This window comes from Streptomyces sp. NPDC048392, assembly GCF_043200575.1.
Lineage (GTDB): Bacteria > Actinomycetota > Actinomycetes > Streptomycetales > Streptomycetaceae > Streptomyces.
In genome coordinates, this window is sequence record NZ_JBICYB010000040.1 from 24,291 (window position 1) to 45,877 (window position 21,587).

The following is a 21,587-nucleotide window of genomic DNA, read 5'->3' on the forward strand; positions in this document are numbered from 1 at the left end:
ATCAGCGGGTGTGGGAGGCGGCGGCCGTCGGGGCCGCGGGCGCGGGCGGAGCCGGGGGTTGGGTGTCCGGGGCCGTGGCGCGGCGCAGGCCGCCCAGGACGGCGCCGGTGCTCTTGGCGTAGGCGTCGCGGGTGGCGACGGACTCCGCGATGCGGCGGGCGCAGTCGAGGATGTGGCCGGCGTCGAACTGGCCGATCTCCCTCTCGGGGGCGGTGAGTTCACGCAGGCGTTCCAGCTGGAAGGCGATGTTGCCTTCGGCGAAGGCCAGGGCGCTGTGGTTGCCGGTCAGGGCGGCGAGCAGGGTGCTCTCGGGGACGTCGGCGAGGGCTTCGAGTTCAGCGAGCGGCTGTCCGTACAGCGCCTCGATGCGCTGGGCGATGATCTGGGAAACGGCGTGGGCGGGGTCGTCTGGCTGGGGCAATCGGTGTGGCTTTCAGGGGCGTCGGGCCTGCACCGCCCCGGCTCGGGGTCCGGCCGGGGCGGGAGGCGCTGTGGCGATGACCTTGGGTCGCGGCCCGGCGCGCGGAACGTTCGGGTGGCTCGGCGGCGGCATGGTGAGGAGCAGCTCGTCGAGGGCGGATCCGTAGAGGTCGCAATTGGCCTCAGCGGCCTCAATCCACTGGTCGTGACGGTGCAAGTCGACGCTGGACAGCTCGCCCATCTGGCAGTCGGACTCGGCGATGTTGTGCACCCGCTCCAGGTGCTCCTCGGCGACGGCGAGGAAGCTCCGCAGCTCCAGTGCGCACCGGAGTGCGGCATTCGCCTCACCGCAGGCTGACTGCGCGTACAGCGCGTCTACTTCGGCGCCGAACGCTTCCTGCAGTGCCGCATCGCGGCTGGTCGATTTGTCGATGACGCTCACCGTGCTGGCCCTCGCGCTGTCGTGTTCCGCGCGCTGGGCAGTGTGGGCGGGGAGGTAGGAAGGGCCGGAGCACGGCGGGCTGCGGGGGACGCGCCACGCCACGCGCCGGGGCCTCGCTTACCGGGTGCGTTGGGGTCGAGGAGGTAGTTCACGACCATGGCGCGGCCGTCGCGGGAGGCGACAGCGGAGTTGACCTGGTGGGCCAGCTCCATGACGGGATCGTCGAGTACGTCGGCCGGCTGAGTGCCCAGCGCCTCGACGAGCGCGTCTTCCGCGGTGTCGAGTGCCTGCTGCGTTTCGGCGAGCAGGCCATGCCAGTGCACGAGGGTGGTGGCCTCGGGGTTGGCCTGCGGTGCCGCCTCAACCGCCCGGCGCAGGTCGGCGAGCGGCATCTGGAATCGGTCCTCGATGCGCTCGGTGAGGACGCTCATCACGTCTTCGCTGGTGTCGGGCACAGCGTGGCTCCCTTCATTTCGAGGATTCCGGTGCAGGAATGGGAAATTGGGGCGCAGCTGGTTAGTCCAGGCACATGTAGACGGTCCGGTAGACGTACGTGCCGGACACCCAGCCCGTTACGCCGGTCTTCTTGTCCGTGATGTAGACCCACGAGCCGGTCTTGGTCTTCTTGTGGACGGTGAACTTGTGGCTCCGGTAGAGGACTCCGACGGCGGTCGACTTCGACGACGCCTTCGAGTGGATGGTGACCGCGCTGGTCCCGTGCACCTTGTACGGGTCTGCCTCGTGGCACGAGGTGGAGGCAGCGACGGCGCCCGGGGCTGCGGCGTTGGCGGCCGTAGCGGTGACTGCGGGCAGCGCGAGTGCCGCACAGACCGCTGCGGCAGCGGCAACGCGAGTAATGCGCACGGAGTTTGTCCTAACTGGCGATGGAGAGGGAATGCGGAAATCCCCAGGCGGATGCCGTACGGGCTGATAACAAGAGTCCGCAGAATCCCCGGTTTCGGTAACCGGGGATTGCGTGCTATGTTCCGCGCCGCCTCACGCGCGTTTCGCGGTATTCCGTCGGTTTCGAAGAGAGAAAGGCGTGTGTGTGCTGAGGGGAGTTCAGCGGCTCGGTCCGCGCAGCGGTGCGGGGCGGGCCGGCACGCCGGTGGCCGCAACTGTGGTGTGCCGGGCCGCAGGTGAGGCTGCGGGCAGCGGCGGCTTGTCGCCCCTCCAGTGCGCTTCCCACCACTGGGTGGCGGCCTCGAACGTCTGGAAGTCGCCTTCGCGCAGCGTGTGTGTCCATGCGCCGCTGTCGACCTCTTCGAGCAGCACGCGGAAGGGCAGCGCCGCCTTCTCGTCGAGGGCCCGCAGCAGCACGGTGGTCTCGATCGGCTCGCTGTCGTACGTGTAGCTGGTGAGCAGCGCGAAGTGGTCGCCGTCACTGCGCAGACGCTTCTCCAGCGCGCGGGTGGCGTCGTTCGCGGGGTCGGTGCCCATACCGTCGGGCAGGAGGATCTCCTCCTCGGGGCAGCCGCGGGCGACGAGCCAGGACTGCGCCATGGACGGCAGCGGCAGCATCTCGCTGGCGAAACGGAAGGTGCGGGTCGCCGGGTCGCGCTTGAGGTGCAGGGCGGCGATCTGGGGTTCCCCGGGGATACCCCAGGTGACGGCCCGGTTGTGCATGACGAAGAAGCTGTGCTCTCCGTCCGCGCTGTGGTGCTCGGCGAGCACGGTCATGTCGTCCTGCTCGATGCCGATGCTCCCCCAGAACTGTTCGGCGACGTTGTTGTTGACGGCTTCGTATCCGTCGAGACGGAAGTCGGGTTCGTAGCTGGGCATCGCGGCTTTCGTTCGATGACGCCTGGGCGCCGTGCGCGTGGCGTGCACGGCGCCGTTCAGCGGCGGGGACGGGAAACGGGTGGAAGGGCCGGTGGCGGAGAGGGCGCGGCACGGGGTGGGCCGGCGCGGCGGGGAGCGGTCAGGGCGGCTCGGCCGGTGTCGGTGAGAGTGACGGGCTGTCCGGCTTGCATCGGGTGCGAGATGTCGCGCTCCACGAGGCCGTTCGCCTCCAGGCGCTGCAGATGGGCGTAGGAAATACGGGTGCGCGTGGGCGTCGCCACGGCCAGCCGGTGGGTGACGAGGTGTTCGTGGAGCTTGGCGCCCTGGGCGATGGCCAGCAGGGCCGCGACGTCCTTGGTCGGGATCTGTCGGGTCACCTGCCGCAGAGCGCCGGCCTCGATCGGCTCCAGAGCGGCGGCGGCCGTGGTCCGCTTCGCCTCTCGTAGGCGGGCGGCCTGGGCCAGCTGGTCGAGGGTGCGGTCGATCCGGGCGAACAGTGCCTGGTCCACGGGCAGATCGCTGGAGGCGAGGCGGGCGAGCCGGACGCGGTAGAAGCCGACGTCCCGCTCGGCCGCCACGAGGTCGCGGTGAGCATCTGCCAAGGCGGCATGCGGTGCGTCGAGGAGACCGTCGTCGCGGTGCTGCCGCAGCTCCTCGACGCTCCGGCCCACCGCGGTCTCGATCCGGTGATCAAGGGCGGTCCGGGTGAGCCGGTCGGGAGGGGATGAGGTCATGGCGGAGGGATTTCTGGATCCGGAGCAGACGTGTCCAGAGCGACACGGACCTCGACGTACGCGCCGTCGCGGGTGTGCCGGGTCGGGCCCAGCCTGTCCATGAGGCGGAGCATCGCTGTGTTGGACGCCTGCGTGAACGCGGCGAGGGTGTGCGCTCCGCGCGCGCGGGCGACGGCCGATGCCTGCCAGGCAAGGGCCGTGCCGATGCCCTGACGGTGCCGGTCGTCGGCGACTTGCAGTCCGAGGTCGGCGACACCTGGCTCCCGGCTGACGGGCCCGACGCAGACGAGGGCCAGTGGCCGCCCGTCGGCGCCGAGCCCGATCCAGCATCTGGCCTGGTCGAGCAGCCGTGTCAGGTCACGAGGCAGGAGGCGAGTCCGGCCCCAGCGGCGCAGCAGGTTCGCCTCGGAGCACTGCGCGTGGAAGGCGGCGACCAGGTCCCCGTCCGCCGCCGTCACCAGGCGGGTCTGCACAAGGGCGGGGTGCGTCAGCAGGGTCAGTCCGCGAGGGCGCCCAGCAGGTCCGCGCGCCGGAACGCCCGGTAGCGACTGCCATCGGCCGCCCGCGGCCTGTGGGACTGGATTCCGTGGGAGCGCCGCAGGATCAGGGACAGCCGCAGAGCGTTGAGGTCGGAGTAGCGCCAGCGCGCATCGGCGTGACCGGGCAGTTCACGCAGGCGCTCGACCAGCTCCGCGGAGCTGACGTACTCCGGGGAGCCGTGGGCGTCGAAGACATCGAGGCAGGCGTGGACGATGGTCTGCGGGCGACTGGGACAGGACAGGAAGTCCTCGACCGCCTCCTCGTGGAGGTCGTCGAAGTCGTCGAAGCCCTCGAAGTCCGGGTCGAAGTCGGGCTCGTCGTCCTCCGCCGGGTCGTACTCGCCCGGCGGGTCGGGCTCGAACGTGGCGGCGCAGCAGCAGGAGGTGGACAGCAGTGCGCTCAGCTCGGCCCCCGCTGCCATGCGCTCGACGAGCAGGTCGGTCAGCGTGTCCAGCTGCTCGCCGGCGCTGACCCCGGGCAGGTCGGCGGCGGCCAGCTCGGCGAGCAGCCGGTCGAGTTCCTGGGTCTCGACGAACACGTCGAGGATGGCGCGGTGGTGCGGGTTCTCGGTGACCTCGGCCGGCGCCAGTACGGCGGCGGCGATCTGGTCGATCAGGGTGGGGAACTGCGTCAACGAACAGGGCCCTTCAGGGTTGGGGAAGCGGGTCGGAGAAGGCCGGGCATCGCATGGGGCGGTGGACCGGGCTTGGGTACGGGCTGCCGCGTGGTCAGCTGCGGTGAGCGGGTGCGAGCGGCGTGGGTGCGCTCTCCGAGCGGGCGCCGCCTGATGCCCAGGCGGGCACGGGCGGTGTCGTACACGTCGTGGGCCTCGCGCGGACGTACGGCCACGACGTGGATCTCGGTGGTGTGCGTGGAGTTCGCGGGCGCCGGCCGCTGGGCGTAGACGATGCGCCAGGCGTTGCGGTGATCGACGTAGACCTTGCGGCATCCGACGAGATCGCGGGTGAGCTTGGTGCCGAAGAGGCGTGCGTCCACCACGTCCTGGAGCTGGGCGAGGGCCAGATCGCGGATGTCGCTGGGGGCTTGGAGCAGGTCGGTCAGGGCGCGGGGGTCGAAGGAGAGGCCGAAGGCCGGCCGGTCCTCGCGGCCCGTCATCCGTCGGCCTGGCCGTGTTCGCTGTTCTCCTCGGGCTCCTCGGTCGTGGTGGTGGTCCGGTTCGAAGGCGGCGGGCCGGGCAGCAGGCGGTGCGCGGGCCGGTCCGGGTCGGTCATGCACGCGGACAGCGGACCGCCGGCCGCCCGCACAGTGGCCATGGCGTGGGTGAGGAAGTCCCGGTGCCAGACGAACAGACCGGCCGGCCCCGCCTCCGGATCTTTGTGCTGCTGGTAAGCGAGCCATAGTGCGTGGAGCCAGGCGACGACATCGGCGTGTTCCTGCCACTGCTCGCACCACGGGGCGGCGGTCGTGACCTCCGCCCCGTAGACCCGGACGAGGAAGTCATCCACCCAGTCGGACAAGGAGTCCAGTTCGTCTTCGTACTCCTCGCCCTCCAGTTCAAGGATCGGGCGGGGCTCGGGCGGGGCTGCCGGAGACGGCAGGCCCGCGAACCCCGACATGCCCGGCACCCCGAAGGCGCCGAACGGCGAGTCCGCAGGCGGTGGCGCGGAGGCGAGGCTGTCGAGCTGGCGGGCCTGCTCCGCGGACTGGTCCAGCAGTTTGCGGACGCTCGCCTCGATGCTTTCCAGGTCGGAGTCCGGAAGCCGGACCGGTTCCATCTCCCCGTCGTCCGGGGGGTTTATGGATTCAGGCACGAAAAAGGGCCTCCTTGAGCCGCAGCCATAGGGCGTGAATTACGGCTCCTACCATCCGGAGAATCACCGGTTTCGGTAACCGGTACTTGGCTGGTATAACTCTGCGCGCGGCACGAGCGGGCACATACAGAGCGCGCTCCGAGCCGCGCCGCCCGAGCAGAAGATGCCTCAGACCACGAGGGTCAAATCGTCCTGGGTAAGGGTCTGTTGCTGCGCCTCGGTGAGCCGGTCGGCAGCGATCTCGGCATAGGTCTTGCTCTTCTCGACACCGATGAAATCGCGGCCCTCCAGCAGGGCCGCGACGCCGGTCGAGCCGGATCCGCAGGTGAAGTCGAGCACTGTGCCTCCCGGCGGAGCGATTTGCACCAGCTCACGCATGACGGAGACGGGCTTCTGTGTGATGTGCTGCCGAGCCTTGCCGCTGGGCTGCGAGGCACTGTAGAGGCCGGGCAGGTAGACCGGGTTGCGGGCCGCGTCGATCGGTCCGTTGCTGGCCCAGATGATGAATTCGCAGTTCTGGGTGAAGCGTCCCTTCTGCGGCCTGGCCTGCGGCTTGTGCCAGGCGAGCACACCGCGCCAGAGCCATCCGGCGGCCTGGATGGCATCCGTGGTGATGGGCAGCTGCCGCCAGTCGGTGAACAGCAGCGCCGTGCCGCCGACCTTGGTGAGCCGGTGCGCCTCGGTCATGATCTGGGTCAGCCAGAATCCGTAGCTCCTCTGGTCCATGTTCTCGCCTGTGAAGTCCGGCAGCTCGTGCCCGGCGTCGGCGGAGGTGTACTTCTGCTTCGCGGACCGGGAGGTCCTCTCCTTCGCCGTCCGCCCGCCGCTGTTGTACGGCGGGTCGGTGATCACGGAGTCGACGCAGTTGTCCGGCAGCTCGGCGAGGACGCCGAGTGCGTCGCCCTGGTGCAGGGAAAAAGGCAAAGAGATACCCCAATTCGGTTCGGGTGGAGGGGGATGGACGCTCCGGCTCGCCTGGGTGAGACCCGTTGGACCAAATGCAGGCAGGAAGGCTCCGCGGTCCGCGCAGCGGGGAGGCGAGGGGAGGAGCCAAAACTGTAGGGCACGATCCCCGGTTGAGCGCTATCGACGCCGAAACCCCCGAGACAGAGCCTCGATCAGATGCGATTTCGGCAACCGGGGATCCGCCCTTACTGTTTTGGAACTGCCCGACGAACACCGTCGATGGCACATCCCCGTCCCTGCCTTCACGGAGATTTCCCATGTCCTGGCACACCTGACCCGACGCCCCGTGCCGGTGCGAGCGGCAACTCGCACCCGTGCACCCGGGCCCCGATCTACCCACCATCCCGGCCGTCGCGCCCTTTCCTCAACGACGCACGCGCCGCCGGGACTTCACCAAGGACCTCGCTTGTGACATCGCTCTACCCTCCCCTGCCCACTCCCCGTCCGCCGGCCCGTGACCCTCTGCCGGGAGGCAGGCCGGATTGAAGGGCATAGCCGCCGGCATCGGCGTCGTCGTCCTCTCCCCCCTGTTGCTCGCCGGCACCGCCATGATGATGGCGTCCTCCAGCGAAGCCGCGACCACCGCTTCGTTCAGCGGATGCCTGACCGGCCTCGACACCGCCGAGGTGACCAAGGAAGTCACCAAGATCCTCGACGGCGCCTCCGGCAAGGACATTCACATCCAGGGCCTGGACCTTCCGGCCGAGCAGATCCCCAACGCACAGACCATCGTGGCCACCGGCCTGAGCCTCGACGTGCCCAAGAAGGGCCAGATCGTCGCCATCGCCACCGCGATGCAGGAGTCGCGGCTGCGCAACCTCAACTCCGGAGACCGGGACAGCCTCGGCCTCTTCCAGCAGCGCCCCAGCCAGGGGTGGGGCACCGCGCAGCAGATCCGTGACCCGGTGTACGCGTCCGAGCAGTTCTACAAGCATCTGCTCAAGGTCGACGGCTGGCAGCAGATGAAGGTCACCCAGGCCGCACAGGCTGTCCAGGCGTCCGGCTACCCGGACGCGTACGCGCAGTGGGAGGACCTCGCCACCGCGCTGCAGAAGGCCATCGCCAAGACGTTCCCGAACGCCGGCAAGGACGAGCCCGCCAAGGACCCGGAGTCCGCGTCCGGCGCTGGCATGTGCACACCGGACAAGGACGGCACGTCCTTCGGGCGGATCCCCGAGGGCAGCGTCCCGAAGGGATACAAGATCCCCAAGGACGCCGACCCCAAGGCACGCGCGGCCATCGAGTGGGCCATGCACCAGCTCGGCACGCTCTACCAGTGGGGCGGGTCGTGCACCGACTCCCACGGGCCTGACCCGATGGGGCGCTGCGACTGCAGCTCGCTGATGCAGCAGGCGTACGCGCACGCCGACGTCAAGCTCACCCGCACCACGTACACGCAGGTCAACGAGGGCAAGTCCGTCTCGGCGAAAAGCCTCAAGCCCGGAGACCTGATCTTCAGCCGCGGCACCGCCGCCCGGCCCGAGCATGTCGGGATGTACATGGGCGAGGGCCTCGTCATCGAGGCACCACGCACATCAAAGCCCGTCCGGATCACTCCGATCAAGGACTGGGACATCCTCGCCGCGCGCCGCGTCCTCTGACGACGCACGCCGCCCGGACACCACCCGGGCGGCCCCGCCGGGCCCGCCTCTCGCGCCCCGCGCGCCACTCCCCCCTCCCTTCACCTCTCTTTCGCCGGCCTCTGCCCGGCCCGCGCACGCAAGGAGCCCTGCCACACCCATGCCCATACCTCTTGCAGACCGCGCCGTCGTCTTCCTCGCGTACGACCCAGGCATCTCACCCAAGGGCGGCGGCCTGCCCGGCCTGGCCGTCCTGAAGAACGTCGTCAACTCGATCAATATGTTCGGGATCATCGCCGTTGTCGGCGCCCTTGCCGTCTCACTCGGCGTGTGGGCATGGGGCCACCACACCGGCGGTCACCAGGCCGAGGCCAACGGCAAGAAGGGCGCCGTCGTCGCGGCCGGCGCTGCGCTCGGCCTCGGCGCCGCCAACGGGATCGTGGCGTTCTTCTCCGGCCTGGGGTCGCAGGTCCACTAATGCAGAAACGATTCCCCTCCCTGCCCGGGTACGGCGTGACCTGGTCGGCCAACAAGCGCGTCGCGATCGTCGCCCTGGTCATCACCGCGCTGCTCATCATCGCCGCCACCACCGCGTGGTTCACCGGCCGCGGTGAGCACAGCGAGAGCACCAACGCACCGTCCCAGGAGAGCAGTTCCTCACCCTCCGAGGCCGCCCCGAAGCCCGCGGCCGGGTCGGGTTCGGTTCCCAAGCCACCGCAGATCAGCGAACCGGTCGCCTTCGCCAAGGCAGCAGCGGCGATGCTCTGGTCGTACGACACCCGCGACACCGACCGCGACCAGCAGCTCGCAGGCATGGGCGCGTGGATGACCAAGGAGACCAAGTACGCCGACTGGGCGTCCGTCTCCGGCCAGGTACCCGACCCGCTGTTGTGGTCACGCATGGCCGACCAGAACCAGCACGCCACCGGCACGGTCACCGAAGGCCACTACCCCGGCGCGTTCAAGCAGGCGCTCGCCGAGGACCCCTCCGCGATCACCGAGGCGTACATCTACGTGGTCACGGTCAACGGGCGGCAGCAGATCGAGTGGAAGAAGGGCGGCGGCGGAGCCGAGGAGCGTGCCGTGACCCTCGCCGTGCAGTGCCGGCCCAGCCACGACTGCCGCCTGGCCGGCATCGCCCCCAGCGTCACGCAGTGACCCACCCCGCCGATAAGTAAGGAGGACGACTTCCCTTGGGTTTCTGCGACTTCCCTCTCGCGGACAAGCTGTGCGCTGTCGGTGAGGCCGTCGATTTCGCGAGCGATCCCGGCAAAGCCATCGGCGACTGGATGGCCAAGAGCGCCGGCGAACTCGCCGCCGCGGCAGCCGACCTGGCAGCCAAGGCTGTCAACGCCACCACCAAGGTGGATTTGAACGCCGGATGGTTCCGCGACAACTACGAGATGCTGCTGCCGATCGGCCTGGTCATCCTGGTTGGGACGTTCTGCGCGCAGCTCATCCGGGCCGCCGTCAAACGCGACGGACAGGCCCTTGCCCAGGCATTCACCGGCACCATGTCGGGCGTCTTGTTCGCCTTTTGCGCCATCGCGCTGACGACGGTCGCCATCGAAGTCGTCGATGCCTTGTCCGACGGCCTGTTCGCCGCATCGCACCTGAACATCGAAACTGCCGTCCGCCGCATCGTGAAGGTGTCCCAGATCGGGGCCTTGTCCGGCCTGGGCTGGCTGGTCGCGGTGTTCGCCGGACTCGGCGCCGCCTGCGGAGCCTTCCTCTACTGGTGCGTCATGATGGTCAGAAAAGTGGGCATTCTGGTCATGGTCACGCTAGCGATCTTCGCCGGCGCGGGCGGCGGTTGGGAGGTCGCCCGCCGGTGGCGCCGGGGCTGGATCGAAGCCACGGCCACCCTCGTGGTCAGCAAGCTGCTGATGACCATCATCTTCGTGCTCGGCATCGCCGCCATGGGCAAGACCGAGGCCAAGGACGGCCTCGGAGCGCTCGCCGACGTCATGGCGGGCATCGTGATCATGGTTCTGGTTCTGCTCTGCCCGTACGCCACGTTCAAATTCGTGCACTGGGCGGCCGAGGGCACGGACGGAGAATCGATTCACCGCGCTGGTGGCGCCGGCGCTCAGCTCGCCCGGCAGCACGCCGAGAAGGCCGGCCGCAAGGCCGCCGCCGCTGCGGCCACCGCCGGCACGGGCGGCGCGGCAGCCGGAGCAGGAGCGGGTGGCGCCCCGCAGGGCCCCGATGCCGCCGGAGGCGGCGGGTTCCCGGGCGACATCGCCGCCAACCCCACCGGGGGCGACAGCGGCAAGGAAGGCCAGGGTTCGCAGGGTTCTTCCGGGGCCGAAGGGCTCAAGAACGGCCTGGAGAAGGCCGTCCAGCCGCCCCCGACCAGTCCCAGCGACGACACCAGCGGTCAGGTAGGCGGTGCCCCCGGAGGGGGCGGCGGTTCCGGATCGCCCTCCGGCGGAGGCAGTGGCTTCATGTCGCAGCCCGGCGCCGGAGCATCCTCACCCCCGCCCCAGGGCGCTCCACCGGCACCGGACTCAGGCAGTACCTCCAGCGGGACCGGCGCGCCGCCGCCCCCGCCCGCCGGCCTGTAGCCCCTGCCCGACTCCGGGGCGGCACGCGCCGCGCACTTGCCGCCGCGCCGCCGCCCCGGCCACCGCCCGCGCACCCCCGGAACGGCCCTTGTCTGATCTCACCGTCACACCGCTCACCGTCAAATTCCCCCACCGGTCGAAGCGCGGCATCCTGCTCGGCCTGTCGCTGCCCCAACTCGTCCTGGTTTCATGCGCGTTGGCGCTTCTGCTGGCCACCGTGGTCTCCACCGGCCTGCTCGGCGCCATCGCCCTGACACCGCTGTGGGCCGTGGTCGCCGCCTTGGTCGCCATCCGTCGACACGGCCGCTCGCTGATCGACTGGGCGCCGATCGTCGTGCGCTTCGCCCAGCGGCGCCGCACCGGCCAGACCCTGTGGCTCGCCCGGCCCGTCACCCGGCCCCGCCAGGACGGCGTCCTGCATCTGCCCGGCACCGCCGCCTCGCTGCGGGTGGTCACCCCCGGCGACTCCGTCAATGGCGCCGCCGCCGTGCATGACCCGCACCGGCAGACCCTGACCGCCGTCGCCCGGGTCTCCAGCAGGGCCTTCGCCCTTCTCGATCCCGCGACCCAGAACCACAACGTGAGCAGCTGGGGACGCGCGCTCGCTGGCATCGCCCGCACCGGACACGTCGCAACCGTGCAGGTGCTGGAGCGCACCGTGCCCGACAGCGGCGACACCCTCTCCCGTCACTGGAGCCAGCAGGGCCACCCCGAGACACCGGTCGCCGGGCAGGTCTACAGCGATCTGGTCGCCTCCGCAGGGCCCGCCGCCGCCCCGCACGAGGCATACGTGGCGATCTCCCTCGACCTCAAGGCCGCCAAGCGACTCATCAGCCAGGCCGGCGGCGGGCTGCCCGGCGCCTTCACCGTGCTTGAACAGACCACCAGCTCCATCGCTCAGGCCGCGCGCAGCGCCGGACTCATGGTGACCGGCTGGCTCTCGGCGCGCGAGATCGCCGCCGTCATCCGCACTGCCTACGACCCCAAGGCACTGTCCGCACTGCAGCAGTGGTCGGAGTCCGGACGGGCAGAAGCCGACCCGGCCGCCGCCGGGCCCGTGGTCCAGGTCGAGGAGTACGACCGGCTCGCCACCGACTCCGCCCGGCACGCCACCTACTGGGTCGAGGACTGGCCCCGCACCGAGACATCCGCCGGCTTCCTGCACGGCCTGATGTTCACCGCCGGAGTCCGGCGCACCCTCTCCCTTATATACGTGCCCCAAGGGCTCGAGTCCGCGATGCGCGACGTCCAGCGCAAGAAGGCCGCCATCATCGCCGACGCGAACGAGAGGTCGCGGCGCGGGCAGGTCGACTCCGAGGCCGACAGCGTGGAGTACGCGGACGTCAAGACCCGCGAGCGCCAGCTGATCGCCGGACACGCCGATGTGGCCCTGACCGGGCTCCTCACCGTCTCCGCCGAGACCGACGCTCTGCTCGACGCCGCCTGCGCGCAGATCGAGACCGCTGCCGTCACCGCCCAGGTCGACCTGCGGCGCTTGAACTTCCAGCAGCCCGATGCCTTCACGCTCGGCGCCCTGCCGCTCGCCCGCACGGCCCTGTAGCCCCCCGCCCGGCCACCCGCCGACGTCCTGCCACCGCGGCAGGAAGGAACTCTTCCCCTTTGACCTCTGCCATCCCCGTCGGCGACGCGTACCCGTACCTGCGGGCCGCCAGCGCCGGCATCCGCCACCACACACGCGCCCGCGCCCCGCGCGCTGAACGCCCCGCCTCACCTGCGGACCGCGTGCACCTCGACGTGCTGCACGCCCATCTGACCTCGCTGCACCAGCTGCTCGACCAGCTCGCCGACACCACCCGGCCGCCGCATCCCGCCGCCGGCCGACATCTGGCCACCGCGCACACCCGGCTGTGGCAGGCCACCGCCGCCGTGCACGACGCCTTCCACCTCCTGCCCGTGGCGGACGCGGCCCCGACGGAAACCGAGTGCCACCCGGAGCGGCTCCCCGAGGGACCGCCCGTCCTGACCATCTGCCAGCGCCACCTCGCCGCCGGCCACGTCGTCCGCCGCAAGACCACTCCGGCCGACCTCAACGCCCCGGCACCCGGCCACACCACCACCTGCGCCCAGTAACCCGCTCCACCGAAAGGCCCTGCATGCGCAAGCTCAAGCGCTCCACCTCCACCGCCGCCCTCCTCGCCACCCTCGCCGGCACGGCCGCGCTGGCCACCGCCACGCCTGCGTCCGCCGCCAGCTACCACTGCACGACCAGCAGCTACACCGTCGACGACCCGTCGTACACCGGCCCCGACTCCGACAACTGGGACTTCGACGTGCGGCTCTGCGCCCAGCGGAGCGGCGGCTACATCTACACCACCGCCACGGTCAACTGGGACGGCCCCTACGCGGCCAACCAGCACAGCAGCCTCACCTTCAACAAGGCGCGCTTCCACCTGCAGACCAAGAAGTCCACCGCCGGCACGGACCCGGTCGTGAAGTACGCCAACTACACGGGCTTGGAGCACGCGCTCGAACACAGCAGCGGCAACGGCGACGGGAGCTACAAGACCGGAACCCTCAAGACCAAGGCCAGCGGCCGGTACCAGTACCTCGCCGACGGCTACATCGAGCTGGACTGGTCGGGCGACGGCACGGGCTACCGCAAGCCGCTCCTGTTCAGCGCCTCCCCCCGCGTCTGACCCCCGCACCGCTCCAGACCGCCACCTTGTGAAAGCCGCCCTGCCATGAGTCACCGGCCCGCGCGCCGAGCCCGCCGCGCCAGCGCCAGCCCCCTGTTCACGCCGCATGGCACCGACCGCGCCGCCCGAAAAGCCGCCCGCCGGCAACTCGCCGAAGCCGCCGCGAAGGCCCGCGTCGAAGCAGCCGCCCACACCACCGGAGCCGGGGCGGAGGAGCAGGAGATGCCGTCGCCGCTCTTCCCGCCCGCAGGCCGCCCCGGCCCGGCGTCCTCCCGCAACAACAAGATCAAGTTGCCTGACCACCGCATGACCACAGCCACGGCGAGCGGGGCGTACCCCTTCCTCGCCGAGGGCGGGCTGGGGGCCGAGGGCATCTACATCGGCCGCGACGTCCACGCCGAAGCCTCCTTCTGTTTCGACCCGTTCGCGCTGTACGGCAAGATCGACGGCTTCACCAACCCCAACGTGCTGTTGGCCGGGGTCATCGGACAGGGCAAGTCCGCGCTCGCCAAGAGCTTCGCGCTGCGCTCCATCGCCTTCGGCTACCGCGTCTACGTCCCATGTGATCCCAAGGGAGAGTGGACGCCCGTGGCGCAGGCGCTGGGCGGCACCTCCATCGCGCTCGGACCGGGGCTGCCAGGCAAGCTGAACCCGCTGGACGCAGCGCCGCGGCCCAACAGCGTCTCCGAGGCCGACTGGGCGGGCGAGATCCGCAAAAGGCGTCTGCTGCTGCTCGGCTCCCTGGCCCGCACCGTGCTCGGGCGGGACCTTCTGCCGATGGAGCACACCGGCCTCGACGTCGCCCTGGACGCTGTCGTCACCCGCGCCGCCGCGAGCGGACGCACCCCGCTGCTCGGCGACATCGCCGCCACCCTCAACAACCCCGACGAACTCGACACGGCCGGCGGCGTCATGTCCGGCCGCCTCGGCGACGCCTCCCGCGACCTCGCCCACGCCATGCGCCGCCTCGTCCACGGCGACCTCGCCGGAATGTTCGACGCCCCCAGCACCGTGGCCTTCGACCCCAACTCGCCCATGCTGACGATCGACCTGTCCCGTCTCGGCGGCTCCGGCGACGACACCGCACTCGTCCTCGCCATGACCTGCGCCTCCGCGTGGATGGAATCCGCGCTGTCCGACCCGAACGGCGGCCGGCGCTGGATCGTCTACGACGAGGCATGGCGGTTGATGCGCCACCCCGGCCTGCTCGCGAGGATGCAGTCCCAGTGGAAGCTGAGCCGCGGCCTGGGCATCGCCAACTTGATGGTGATCCACCGGCTGTCCGACCTGCTCACCGCCGGCGACGCCGGATCCCGCGGACGTGCCTTGGCCGAGGGCCTGCTCGCCGACTGCTCCACCCGCATCATTTACCGGCAGGAGACCGACCAACTACACGCCGCTGCCGCGCTGTTGGGGCTGACCTCGGTGGAAGCCGACGCGATCTCGCATCTCAACCGCGGCAGGGGCTTGTGGAAGGTCGCCGGACGATCCTTCATCGTTCAACATCTGCTACATCCGCACGAATTGGCCCTTTTCGATACGGATGCCCGAATGCATTGATCGTCCGTCGAGACGTGCCAGCCGTCCCTCAATCCCCGGATCTCCACCTTCATGGACAACCCAACCAGCCTTCCACCATCCGCCGGCCCCGGCTCCCAGATGGTGCACGAATCCCTCGGCGCCTCGCCTCGGTTCCTTGGTCGCCTGCACACCGAAGGCCCCGAGCTGGTCATCGCCGATCTCGTCCACACGGCCGCGCGCCACCTGGACCACGTACACGAGCAGTTCACCGCCGCCGCCCAGAACGCGGCATCCGTTCTTACGCGCGCCGCTGCCGGGAACACGTCGATCAACTCCCTGGGTGTCCTGCAGAACAGAGGCACACAGATCGACATCCTCGCCGCACGTCGGGACGACGCAGTCGACCGGCTCAAGGAAACCATCGATGCCTACCGGCAGGTGACAGCCTCCGAGGACGCCGCCTCCCGGGCGCACCGCCCAAGCGCCGTGCCCGCTTCGGCGCCCACGATCACGCGACCTGCCCGCGTGGCGCGCGGCAGATAGGCCCGCCTCACCACTCCGTCAGGAGCCCATGCCCTCAGCACGCACCGACCTGGACATCTTCGCCGCCGGCCCGGCCGACCGCCTGCCGGGCGCTTGGACCAGTGAATACCACCGTCACCTCACCTACCCCGACCAGTTCCCCGTGGCCGAACAGATCTGGGACACCGGCCACGTCAGCTACGTCGCCACCGGATTCGTGCTCGGACACGACGCTGTACTGCACGGCCCGGATCAGCAGCACCTCTATCTCGCCGACCGGCCGCGCTATCCGCACCAGTGCGTCGTCGCCCCGCTCGAGCCCGACGACGCCGCCATCAAGCCGCACCATTTCGACGGGGTCGAAGAGCCGAACGGCATCGTCGTCCCCAACGATCCCGCGCGCCGCCGCAGCCCTCATCGCCCGCAGGGTCCTGCCCCGCTATGAGCAGGCCCGCCAGGCGGTACGCCGCAACGCCGCCGAGCAGCCCGAGCCCCCACATCGGCAGGCTCCGCCGCAGGTCGCCCAAGTGGTAACGCTGACCTGGTACGACGACGCAGCGCTCGGCACGCCGTACGCCAGAGTGCCGGAAGAGGCGCGCACGACGCTGTACGCCCATGGCTTCCAGTACCACCCGCACCAGGCAGCCTTCCTGCTGCCCGCTGCGTACGGCGAGGACGGTCGCGCCCGGCGAATCCAGGCAGTCGCCCTCCGCCTCGCGGAGCAGGCATCGGCGTGAACCTGCGCCACGCCGCACCGACCGCGACCACGGTGCCACCGGCCGCGCCACCCACGGCTGCACGCGGCGCCGTCCGCTGATCGCACCGTCCCGTTGCCCCGTTCAGGAGCCCTTCCTGCCCTTCAATTACGACGACAGCAGCCAGCTGCACTCGCTGGCCGAGCACATCCACAACACGGCCGACGAACTGCCGCTGACCAACGCGGTGCACTCCGACAGCGACAACCTCGACGACCTCGACGACCGGGTCCGCGACATCGCCGGACTGATCACCCACATCACCACCGCGGCAGCCTTCGCCGACCGCACCGTACGCCGCGACCGCAACCCCGAGTCGGACACCACCCGGCTCAAGGTCACCCAGCTCACGCGCGCGGTCGGCGTGCTGGGACACGCCCTGGCCGACCTCGGTGAAGCCGTCGGCCACGCCGGAGCCCTCCACCAGCTCGCCGCCTCACCCCGCTCGACGCAACGCAGCGAGGCCATCGAATCCACGCGCGCCCTGCTGCACGCCCGGATCGACAGCGCCCGCGGTCGGCTCAACAAAACGGGCGCCCGACTCCACCAGGCAGCCGACCGGCTCACCGTTCCGCCGGCCCCGTCCCGCAGCACGAGCCCGAGCGTCACCACCCCCCACCCTCGGCCCAGCCCAGCCGCCTCCCGCACCCGCTGATCCATCCGCCCAAACCCCTGGAGCACCCCCATCCGCACCGCCCTCCGCGCCCTGCCCCTGCTCGTCTCCGCCGCGCTGCTCGCTACTGCCGCCACCGCCTGCACCAGCGGCGACGACACCCCGGCCGACGCGAAGTCCGCCTCCACGCCTGCCGCCCCGAAGCCGACTCCCGCACTCAGTGACGCGCAGGCTCGCGCCGTCATCACCAACTACTCGAAGATCAACAACAAGGCCAACGCGCAGCGTGACCGCGCCCTGCTCGACACCGTCGAGGACGGCCCGACGTACGCGATGTCCGTCTCCGACTACACCGAGACCGAGGGCCTGCCCAAGGCCGACCGCAAGCCGTACAAGCCGTGGTCGTACGACACCTCCAGCGCCAAGCTGTACATCCCGCGCTTCACGGCCGGCCAGGACCGCTGGTTCGCCGCCGCGCTCTCCGGCGAGAAGGGCAAGGACCCGAGCCGCATCGCCGTCTTCGCCGAGCAGCCGAAGGACAAGCGGTGGGAGATGGCCACCGTCGTCGACCTCGACAGCACGAAGCTGCCGGACATCGCCCTCGACGGAAGCGGCTACGTCACCGCGGTCGCTGCCACCGGCAACAAGCACCTCGCCGCCGACGCCGACGTGCTGCGCACCGCGGTGATCGACAACTTCGCGACCGGCGGGACGAACACCGGCACCAAGGTCTTCGCCCCGACCAAGGCCAGCAATCAGCAGATCAAGGTCCACGAGGAAACGACCCGCAAGTTCGGGAAGTTGGGCACCACCACCTTCGCCGGCGGCACCAACGCCTTCAAGGACGCCTACGCGCTGAAGACCGCCGACGGCGGCGCACTCCTGCTGTTCGCCCACACCCACACGCAGACCGACGCCGTCGCGCACTCCGGACTGCAGATCAACCCGGACAAGGACGACAACGCCTGGCTGCACGGCATCCCGCGCACGTCGGTGACGTACACGTTCGTCTGCGCCGACGCCGCCACCGTGCCGGCGAAGGCCGCCCCGTCCCGCCTGATCGGCTACAAGTGCGCCCGCACCGACGCCTCGGGTCCGCCCGTCGGCTCCGCTCGCACGGACCGCGCCTAACCGACCGGGAGAGCCCCTTGTCCCTGCCCCACCCTGATTTCGAGCTGTACGACAACGTCGGCCGCGCCACCGAGCAGGTCACCGCCCATCGGGAGAACCGGCCGACCGTCGACGACCTGCACCGTTGGGCCGCCTACGACGCGCGAGAGTTCAGCGAATCGCTCCCCACCGGGGACGCCGGTCACAGCATCAGCAACTGGACCCAGCAGGTCTACCGTGCGCGCTCGTCCGCCGAGTTGAACACCGTCGCGCAGGCCGTCCTCGGCGACGGGCACAGCGGTCTCGGCGAGCTGCACCTGTTCTTGGAGACCGCGGCCGAGTGGTGCGAGCGCAACCAGGACCCGGGCTTCGCCGCCCGCTACCGCCAGCACGCCGAGGAGCTGTCCGCACTCGGTGATCAGCTCGCCTACCTGAGCGAGGACCACCTGGCCAGCATCTACCGGCGCCCGAACCGATCAGCACCCGCGCAACCCGCGCCGTCCGTGGCGGCGGCACCTGCCACGCCGGCAGCGCCCACGCGCCGCACCTCCCGCTGACCCACCCCGCCCACGACAGGAAGATCCTCTGTCCACTCGTTCTGTCATCGCCCGCCCCACCGGCACCACCGGCTACGCCGGAACGTACGTCCACTGGGACGGCTACCCCAGTCATCAACTGCCGCTGCTGCTCGCCGCACACCAGAACCGGTTCGCCGGCGACACCGACGCCCTGGCCGCATACCTCATCGCCGACGCACCAGAAGGCTGGTCCTACCTCGGCACCGAACTCCTCGACGGAGCACCCGAGGCCCTGCGCCAACACCTCTTCGGCGAGCACGACGAACCCGGCAAGCGATACCCGGCCCGCGCGAACGAACCGCCGCTGATCTACACCGAGCGGACGGCATCGCGACTGAACTGGGGTTATGTCCTCCACCCGCACGGCATCGAGGTGATCGGCGAGCCCGGCGCGGGACGCGGCCCCCTCGTCGCATGGGGCACCGACCCCCGCGTGCGGTTCCGCGACACCGCCTGCCTCTGGCGGCCCGACCAGCCGATCCCCGCCACCACGCCGCCTCGCGCCACCGCCCGTACGCCCGGCACCCCAGCCCAGCCGATGACCGCCCCGACGGCGCGCCCCCGCTCACACTGACCAGCCCCACTCCAGGAGACCGATCTGTCCACCCGTGCGGTCATCGCCCGCCCCACCTCCACCGGCTACGCCGGCATGTACGTCCACTTCGACGGCTACCCCGACAGCAAACTCCCGCTGCTGCTGGCCGCCTTCCGATACCGGTTCGCCGGTGACCTGGAGGCGATGGCCCGGCACCTGATCGACAAGGTCCACATCGGCTGGGAGGAGCTGGGCACGGATCTCCTCGACGGCGCACCCGACGCGCTGCGCCGCTCGCTGACCGGGGGCGATGAGTTTCCCAGCCGTCAGCTCACCAACGTGTACAGCACCGACGGCACCCCGGCCGAGCGTGAACTGATCACCCAGGACGGCACCGGCGACCTGGAGTGGGCCTACGTCCTGCACGAGACCGGCATCGAAGTGATCGGCCTGCTGGCGTACGACCGCGGACCCGTCGTCGGGTGGGACACCGACCCGCGCAGCCGTATCCGCACCGACCCCGGCGCATGGAACCCGGATTCCCAGGCTCCGGTCGTGCCGCCGCGCGTCGCCCCGCGCCTGTCCGCCACCGCTCCCTCATCGGCCCCGGCGTCCCGCAAGTCCGCCCGCCGGTAGCCCCCGGAAGACCGCACCGTCCCGATCCACGCCTGTCCGGAGAAGCCCTCTGTCCCCGCACTCTCACCCGAAGATCACCGTGGTCATCGCGACCCAACTCCGCCCAGAACGACTGGCGTTCCTCACTGCCATGCACGCCAGTCTGTGCCGCCAGAGCGTCCCGTGGGAGGCCGTCGTCGCCCTTGATGGGGCCGACCCCACCCGGCTGCCCGCCGCCCTCGCCGCCGACCCGCGCGTCCGCATCCTCGCCCTGCCCCGCCCGGTCGGCGCCGCATGCGCCCGCAACCTGGCTCTCAACGACGTCCGGACCAAGTACGTGAACTGGGCGGATGACGACGACGAGTTCACCGACTGGGCCATGGCGCTGCGGCTGCGCACCTTGGAGGAGACCGGGGTGGGCTGGTGTGCCGGATACAGCGAGGACCTGCACGACGGTTCCACGACCCTGTGGCGGTGCCCGACACCGCCCGGCCGACATGAGGCCGGAGACGTATGGCGGTACTGGAAGGACCCGGCCGACACCATCCCGCTCGGCCCGACCACCCTCCTGGCCCGAACCGACCTGGTGCGCGCGGCACCCATGGGCGGCCTCGTACAGGGAGAGGACTACTGCGCCCTCGCCGTCACCTGCCTCGCCCCAGGGATCCTGCTGCCCGTTCCGGTCTACCGGTACCGCAAGCACCCCGCGCAGATGACGGCGCAGGACTCCTACGCCGAGCTGGAAGAAAGGGCGCGAGTCTTCGCCCACGGTTTTGGTGCCAGCCTGCACGCCGCAGCGCACCCTCGCCGCGATGCCGCCTCCTCCCTCGCGTAGTTGAGGCCCCCGTTTCGCCACCCGCTCCCCGATCCCACCGGAAGAACCATGCCCAACGACCCCGACCAGGACAGGCCCGGCAGGCCCGGGGAGAAGATCCTCATCTCTCCCCGCTATCTGGCCGCCAGCCTCCCTACCGACCACCAGCAGCTCCTCGACATCTTCGCCGAGGAAACCGCGTGGAGCGCACACACCGACGCGTCGTCGTTGACCGTCACCAGCCCCTGCCGGCGCATCACGATCCGCCACGACCAAGCAGCCGTGGGCCAAGGCCCTCACATGGTGATCACGGCACGTACCGACGAAGAGGCGGCTGAGCGCTGGCGTGCGGATATCGGAGGTTTCGTGCCGATCGAATGTGTCGCCAGGCTCCTCGGCACCCTGGCCGGCGAACTGGCCACCGATCCGGATCACGTCGTCTACGGCATCGGCACCGAGCCCGGCCTGCTGGAGCTCTACGTCGACGCCGACTCCTGGACCCACTTCGACGACTTCGGACTCTCCGGATTCATCTCGCACGACGGACACGCTGCCGTGGTCAGCCGCCCCGTGGACTCGTCGGCGCCGCCCATCCACGGAGACACATCCGTCACCTGGCACCTGGCCGCCTCCCCAGAAGACCTCGGTCACCTGTGGGACATCTCGTTCACGGACAAGACGCCGCCCTTGCTCCTGCACGCGGTCGCCGCCGAAACGCTCGATCCCCGGCCCACTCTGCGCTCCACGTCCTTCCCGTTCCCCGCCGCAGTCGCCCCGCTGGTGACCATCGAACGCCTCTCATCGCCATCCCGGCGTCCCACGGCGCAGCCTCCCCACGGCGGGCCGCCACGCAGCACCGAGCCCAAGCGCGCTCCGAAGACCCGCTGAGCCCTGTCCCTCTGGACGAACACGCTCCTGCGGACTCGACCCACCAGGACCTTGATGCCCAACCCCACCGCCGAGATCACCCGGGACCTGTCCCCGAGTGGTGGACACCTCTGAGCCCGGCCCCGGCAGGGGCCGGGTAGGAGGGATCTCTTATGGTGATGAAGGTCTACTCGCCC

At 70.4% G+C, this 21,587-nt stretch carries 27 protein-coding genes; 16 read left to right on the forward strand and 11 right to left on the reverse strand.

Translation table 11 applies throughout. The annotated features are described in order from the left end of the window. Nucleotide 1 precedes the first annotated feature (1 nt). From ACGFYH_RS32450 to ACGFYH_RS32500, 11 genes are all read right to left on the reverse strand, one after another. Complete coding sequence (locus ACGFYH_RS32450) at nt 2-421, reverse strand: hypothetical protein (RefSeq protein ID WP_393806746.1); 420 nt, start codon at nt 419-421, stop codon at nt 2-4. Nucleotides 422-433: 12 nt separating this feature from the next. After that, complete coding sequence (locus tag ACGFYH_RS32455) at nt 434-862, reverse strand: hypothetical protein (RefSeq protein ID WP_393806747.1); 429 nt, start codon at nt 860-862, stop codon at nt 434-436. Then, a complete protein-coding gene (locus ACGFYH_RS32460; protein WP_393806748.1) occupies nt 859-1,317 on the reverse strand; it encodes a hypothetical protein in 459 nt (152 codons plus the stop codon). Before ACGFYH_RS32460 ends, ACGFYH_RS32455 begins: the two co-directional genes overlap by 4 nt. 61 nt (nt 1,318-1,378) lie before the next feature. Beyond that, complete coding sequence (locus ACGFYH_RS32465; protein ID WP_393806749.1) at nt 1,379-1,726, reverse strand: SH3 domain-containing protein; 348 nt, start codon at nt 1,724-1,726, stop codon at nt 1,379-1,381. A 198-nt stretch (nt 1,727-1,924) separates the two neighbouring features. Further along, a complete protein-coding gene (locus ACGFYH_RS32470) occupies nt 1,925-2,644 on the reverse strand; it encodes a hypothetical protein (protein WP_393806750.1) in 720 nt (239 codons plus the stop codon). A gap of 56 nt (nt 2,645-2,700) precedes the next feature. Then, nucleotides 2,701-3,378 (reverse strand): hypothetical protein, encoded by a 678-nt coding sequence (locus ACGFYH_RS32475; RefSeq protein WP_393806751.1) that lies wholly within the window; start codon nt 3,376-3,378, stop codon nt 2,701-2,703. Then, nucleotides 3,375-3,851, reverse strand: coding sequence for a GNAT family N-acetyltransferase (locus ACGFYH_RS32480; RefSeq protein WP_393806752.1), 477 nt, complete (start codon nt 3,849-3,851; stop codon nt 3,375-3,377). Before ACGFYH_RS32480 ends, ACGFYH_RS32475 begins: the two co-directional genes overlap by 4 nt. 23 nt (nt 3,852-3,874) lie before the next feature. Next, a complete protein-coding gene (locus tag ACGFYH_RS32485; protein WP_393806753.1) occupies nt 3,875-4,552 on the reverse strand; it encodes a DUF3631 domain-containing protein in 678 nt (225 codons plus the stop codon). Continuing rightward, nucleotides 4,549-5,034 (reverse strand): hypothetical protein, encoded by a 486-nt coding sequence (locus tag ACGFYH_RS32490; protein WP_393806754.1) that lies wholly within the window; start codon nt 5,032-5,034, stop codon nt 4,549-4,551. Before ACGFYH_RS32490 ends, ACGFYH_RS32485 begins: the two co-directional genes overlap by 4 nt. Continuing rightward, nucleotides 5,031-5,654 (reverse strand): DUF4913 domain-containing protein, encoded by a 624-nt coding sequence (locus ACGFYH_RS32495; RefSeq protein ID WP_393806768.1) that lies wholly within the window; start codon nt 5,652-5,654, stop codon nt 5,031-5,033. Before ACGFYH_RS32495 ends, ACGFYH_RS32490 begins: the two co-directional genes overlap by 4 nt. Before the next feature lie 204 nt (nt 5,655-5,858). Further along, entirely contained in the window at nt 5,859-6,614 is a 756-nt protein-coding gene (locus ACGFYH_RS32500) for a site-specific DNA-methyltransferase (RefSeq protein WP_097242951.1), read from the reverse strand. Between the two features lie 524 nt (nt 6,615-7,138). Between ACGFYH_RS32500 and ACGFYH_RS32505 the strand changes: the two genes are divergently transcribed. The 16 genes from ACGFYH_RS32505 to ACGFYH_RS32580 all read left to right on the forward strand — a co-directional run bounded on the left by ACGFYH_RS32505 (nt 7,139) and on the right by ACGFYH_RS32580 (nt 21,411). Further along, nucleotides 7,139-8,257, forward strand: a complete 1,119-nt coding sequence (locus ACGFYH_RS32505) for a C40 family peptidase (RefSeq protein WP_393806755.1) — start codon at nt 7,139-7,141, stop codon at nt 8,255-8,257. A gap of 139 nt (nt 8,258-8,396) precedes the next feature. Then, nucleotides 8,397-8,714 (forward strand): DUF6112 family protein, encoded by a 318-nt coding sequence (locus ACGFYH_RS32510; RefSeq protein ID WP_054102483.1) that lies wholly within the window; start codon nt 8,397-8,399, stop codon nt 8,712-8,714. After that, nucleotides 8,714-9,394 carry a hypothetical protein gene (locus ACGFYH_RS32515; RefSeq protein ID WP_393806756.1) on the forward strand — a complete coding sequence of 227 codons (681 nt, stop codon included), beginning with the start codon at nt 8,714-8,716 and terminating at the stop codon, nt 9,392-9,394. Before ACGFYH_RS32510 ends, ACGFYH_RS32515 begins: the two co-directional genes overlap by 1 nt. Before the next feature lie 35 nt (nt 9,395-9,429). Beyond that, entirely contained in the window at nt 9,430-10,803 is a 1,374-nt protein-coding gene (locus ACGFYH_RS32520; RefSeq protein ID WP_054102485.1) for an ATP-binding protein, read from the forward strand. Nucleotides 10,804-10,891: 88 nt separating this feature from the next. Beyond that, a complete protein-coding gene (locus tag ACGFYH_RS32525; RefSeq protein ID WP_097922835.1) occupies nt 10,892-12,364 on the forward strand; it encodes an SCO6880 family protein in 1,473 nt (490 codons plus the stop codon). 59 nt (nt 12,365-12,423) lie between these two features. Further along, entirely contained in the window at nt 12,424-12,894 is a 471-nt protein-coding gene (locus ACGFYH_RS32530; protein WP_097242955.1) for a DUF6238 family protein, read from the forward strand. Nucleotides 12,895-12,917: 23 nt separating this feature from the next. After that, nucleotides 12,918-13,460 carry a hypothetical protein gene (locus tag ACGFYH_RS32535; RefSeq protein ID WP_393806757.1) on the forward strand — a complete coding sequence of 181 codons (543 nt, stop codon included), beginning with the start codon at nt 12,918-12,920 and terminating at the stop codon, nt 13,458-13,460. A 45-nt stretch (nt 13,461-13,505) separates the two neighbouring features. Then, on the forward strand, nt 13,506-15,020 hold the full coding sequence (locus ACGFYH_RS32540) for an ATP-binding protein (protein ID WP_393806758.1): 1,515 nt from the start codon (nt 13,506-13,508) through the stop codon (nt 15,018-15,020). A 51-nt stretch (nt 15,021-15,071) separates the two neighbouring features. Next, entirely contained in the window at nt 15,072-15,524 is a 453-nt protein-coding gene (locus ACGFYH_RS32545; protein WP_386474085.1) for a hypothetical protein, read from the forward strand. 28 nt (nt 15,525-15,552) lie between these two features. Further along, entirely contained in the window at nt 15,553-15,948 is a 396-nt protein-coding gene (locus ACGFYH_RS32550) for a hypothetical protein (protein ID WP_393806759.1), read from the forward strand. Between the two features lie 170 nt (nt 15,949-16,118). Next, nucleotides 16,119-16,913 (forward strand): hypothetical protein, encoded by a 795-nt coding sequence (locus ACGFYH_RS32555; RefSeq protein ID WP_393806760.1) that lies wholly within the window; start codon nt 16,119-16,121, stop codon nt 16,911-16,913. 291 nt (nt 16,914-17,204) lie between these two features. Next, nucleotides 17,205-18,002 carry a hypothetical protein gene (locus tag ACGFYH_RS32560; RefSeq protein ID WP_393806761.1) on the forward strand — a complete coding sequence of 266 codons (798 nt, stop codon included), beginning with the start codon at nt 17,205-17,207 and terminating at the stop codon, nt 18,000-18,002. A gap of 17 nt (nt 18,003-18,019) precedes the next feature. Beyond that, nucleotides 18,020-18,538, forward strand: coding sequence for a hypothetical protein (locus ACGFYH_RS32565; RefSeq protein WP_393806762.1), 519 nt, complete (start codon nt 18,020-18,022; stop codon nt 18,536-18,538). A gap of 670 nt (nt 18,539-19,208) precedes the next feature. Continuing rightward, nucleotides 19,209-19,730: a hypothetical protein gene (locus ACGFYH_RS32570; RefSeq protein ID WP_393806763.1), complete on the forward strand. Its 522-nt coding sequence runs from the start codon at nt 19,209-19,211 to the stop codon at nt 19,728-19,730. Between the two features lie 79 nt (nt 19,731-19,809). After that, the gene (locus ACGFYH_RS32575; protein WP_393806764.1) at nt 19,810-20,544 is read left to right on the forward strand and encodes a glycosyltransferase family 2 protein; all 735 of its coding nucleotides are present in this window, start codon (nt 19,810-19,812) and stop codon (nt 20,542-20,544) included. 48 nt (nt 20,545-20,592) lie between these two features. Next, nucleotides 20,593-21,411 carry a DUF317 domain-containing protein gene (locus ACGFYH_RS32580; protein WP_393806765.1) on the forward strand — a complete coding sequence of 273 codons (819 nt, stop codon included), beginning with the start codon at nt 20,593-20,595 and terminating at the stop codon, nt 21,409-21,411. The last annotated feature ends 176 nt before the right edge of the window (nt 21,412-21,587 follow it).

Bases quoted from the DNA above. Each gene is read 5' to 3' on its own strand.
- ACGFYH_RS32470 (WP_393806750.1), bottom strand. From the start codon at position 2,644: ATGCCCAGCTACGAACCCGACTTCCGTCTCGACGGATACGAAGCCGTC.
- ACGFYH_RS32475 (WP_393806751.1), bottom strand. From the start codon at position 3,378: ATGACCTCATCCCCTCCCGACCGGCTCACCCGGACCGCCCTTGATCAC.
- ACGFYH_RS32490 (WP_393806754.1), bottom strand. From the start codon at position 5,034: ATGACGGGCCGCGAGGACCGGCCGGCCTTCGGCCTCTCCTTCGACCCC.
- ACGFYH_RS32495 (WP_393806768.1), bottom strand. From the start codon at position 5,654: ATGGAACCGGTCCGGCTTCCGGACTCCGACCTGGAAAGCATCGAGGCG.
- ACGFYH_RS32510 (WP_054102483.1), top strand. From the start codon at position 8,397: ATGCCCATACCTCTTGCAGACCGCGCCGTCGTCTTCCTCGCGTACGAC.
- ACGFYH_RS32515 (WP_393806756.1), top strand. From the start codon at position 8,714: ATGCAGAAACGATTCCCCTCCCTGCCCGGGTACGGCGTGACCTGGTCG.
- ACGFYH_RS32535 (WP_393806757.1), top strand. From the start codon at position 12,918: ATGCGCAAGCTCAAGCGCTCCACCTCCACCGCCGCCCTCCTCGCCACC.
- ACGFYH_RS32540 (WP_393806758.1), top strand. From the start codon at position 13,506: ATGAGTCACCGGCCCGCGCGCCGAGCCCGCCGCGCCAGCGCCAGCCCC.
- ACGFYH_RS32545 (WP_386474085.1), top strand. From the start codon at position 15,072: ATGGACAACCCAACCAGCCTTCCACCATCCGCCGGCCCCGGCTCCCAG.
- ACGFYH_RS32550 (WP_393806759.1), top strand. From the start codon at position 15,553: ATGCCCTCAGCACGCACCGACCTGGACATCTTCGCCGCCGGCCCGGCC.
- ACGFYH_RS32555 (WP_393806760.1), top strand. From the start codon at position 16,119: ATGGCTTCCAGTACCACCCGCACCAGGCAGCCTTCCTGCTGCCCGCTG.
- ACGFYH_RS32560 (WP_393806761.1), top strand. From the start codon at position 17,205: ATGTCCGTCTCCGACTACACCGAGACCGAGGGCCTGCCCAAGGCCGAC.
- ACGFYH_RS32570 (WP_393806763.1), top strand. From the start codon at position 19,209: ATGTACGTCCACTTCGACGGCTACCCCGACAGCAAACTCCCGCTGCTG.
- ACGFYH_RS32580 (WP_393806765.1), top strand. From the start codon at position 20,593: ATGCCCAACGACCCCGACCAGGACAGGCCCGGCAGGCCCGGGGAGAAG.